This is a genomic window from Streptomyces sp. LS1784, assembly GCF_020103755.1.
In the GTDB taxonomy this organism is placed as follows: Bacteria; Actinomycetota; Actinomycetes; order Streptomycetales; family Streptomycetaceae; genus Kitasatospora.
In genome coordinates this window covers 1-1,845 of sequence record NZ_JAHSQD010000966.1, presented here as the reverse complement: position 1 = coordinate 1,845, position 1,845 = coordinate 1, and the positions used below count along the sequence as shown (strand labels likewise).

Genomic DNA, 1,845 nt, shown 5'->3' with positions numbered 1-1,845 from the left:
GTGCACGTCCGGGACCTCCGGCGGTGCCGGGTCGAAGGCGTCCTTGGGCCGGGAGCCCTCCACGGGGCCGGACGTCCAGCCGGTCTCGGTGCGCAGCGCGCGGGTCGGCGGGCGCAGCGCGGTGCACGTCTTGAGTCACATTCACGCGGACGGGCAGCATCGGACCGCCCCGTGGGCAGGAGCCCCCACGCTCGTTCGCGCCCGGCCGGTTTCGGGAAACCGGCCGCGGACGGGTGGCCGCTGGCCGCTCCGGCATGCCCCTTCTCCAGGGCGGCGGCAGGCGGCGGGGGTGCCGGCATTCACGTGCCGGCACCCCTTGCGGTACGACGGCGTTCGCCGCGGCGGCCGCGGGGCTCAGTGCCGGCGGGCGCCGGCGAGCCGGGTGTCGGCGAGGGCGGTCGGGGCGGCGCCGAGCCACCAGGTGGGGTCGGCGCTGCCGTCGGTGGTGCGGCCGTCGCGGTGGACATAGTGGCGCACGTCCCGTCCGGGGTCGGCGAACTCCCCGGCGAGGGCCCGCTCCAGCCACTCCGCCCCGAAGCGGAAGACCTCGGCCGCCACTCCCCCGAGGGGGTGGAACTCGTCCTCGTAGACCCGCAGTTCCTTCGGCGCCCGGATGCGCTCGAAGTTCTCCAGGGCCTGGCCGAGGTCGGTGAGCTCGTCGAACTCGCCGATCCCGTACAGCACCGGGCAGGTGATGTCGGCCACCAGGTCGCCCAGCGGCATCCGGTGGGCGAGGTCGCGGTCGAAGGCCTCTTCGTCGGTGTACCCGGCCATGTACATGTAGTTGTTCTTGAAGGTCGGCTGGGCGCGCTCGAAGATCGTCGTGAAGTCGCCGGTGACGGCCTCGAAGGCGGCGAGGGCGGCCAGGCGGCGGTCGGTGGCGGCCGCCCGGGATCCCCAGTAGCCGCTCATCGAGATGCCGAACATGCCGATCCGGTCGGCGTCGACCTCCGGGAGCGCGGCCAGGTGGTCGAGGTAGCGGCCGATCGCGCGCTCGTAGTTGGCGAGGTCGACGGTCAGCCCTCCGGCGCGACTCTCGCCCTGGCCCGGTCCCTCGATGGACAGCGCGACCATGCCGCGCGAGGTGTAGTAGCGCTCGGCCGCCCAGATGTAGTCCTCCTTGATCATGTCCATTCCGGGGCCGAGGATGACGGCCGGCGCGTTCTCGACCCGGCCGGCCGGCAGGTGCAGCAGGGCGAAGATCCGCGAGCCCTCGAAGTCCAGCTCCACCCGCCGCACCCGGCCCTCGCGCAGCGCGCCCAGGCGCGCCACGCAGTGGTCGGCACGTTCGCGCATGGCCGCCTTGCGCGGGTCGGCCGCGTCGAAGAGCGAGTACTGCGCCCTGCCCCACATCACCGCCGCCCTCAGGTAGAGGTCGGCGGCGGTCTGCGCGAAACCGCCGCGCTCGTGGTGGGCGGCGCGCTCCTCGGCCTGGCCGGCCACTGTCGCCCAGGCCTTGGGCAGCATCGCGCCGCTCCTGACCAGTGCGAAGACCTTGGCGAAGTCGGTGTGGTCGTGGCCCAGTTGTTCCATGGTTCCGACGGCTTCGGGGTGCAGCGCGTCGAAGCCGCCCTGGGCGAGGGCGGTGTCCAGGGCCCAGCTCTGGCCGGTCGAACGGGTGGTCATGGGGGTCTCCTCTGCGAGCCAAGTTAGCTAAGTGCTTAATGAATAAGTACTTAGCTATTAAGTACCGAGGCTAGGCTGCTGTCAACCCGCCGACCCGCCGAGGAGGACCGACCATGGCCGAGCCGCCACCCGCCGACGACCGCGCCCGGGCGCTCGACCGCCTGGCCCGCGCCGCCTACCGCCTCAGCGCCGCCGACGCCCGGCTGCGCGGACGCGCCA

At 73.1% G+C, this 1,845-nt stretch carries 1 protein-coding gene; it reads right to left on the bottom strand.

Annotated elements, in window-relative coordinates:
- Window positions 1–354: 354 nt before the first annotated feature.
- Entirely contained in the window at window positions 355–1,626 is a 1,272-nt protein-coding gene (locus KS423_RS44700; RefSeq protein WP_224285403.1) for an alpha/beta hydrolase, read from the bottom strand.
- Between the last annotated feature and the right edge of the window lie 219 nt (window positions 1,627–1,845).

Excerpts from the sequence above, each read along its gene's own strand:
- KS423_RS44700 (WP_224285403.1), bottom strand. The coding sequence starts at position 1,626 with ATGACCACCCGTTCGACCGGCCAGAGCTGGGCCCTGGACACCGCCCTC.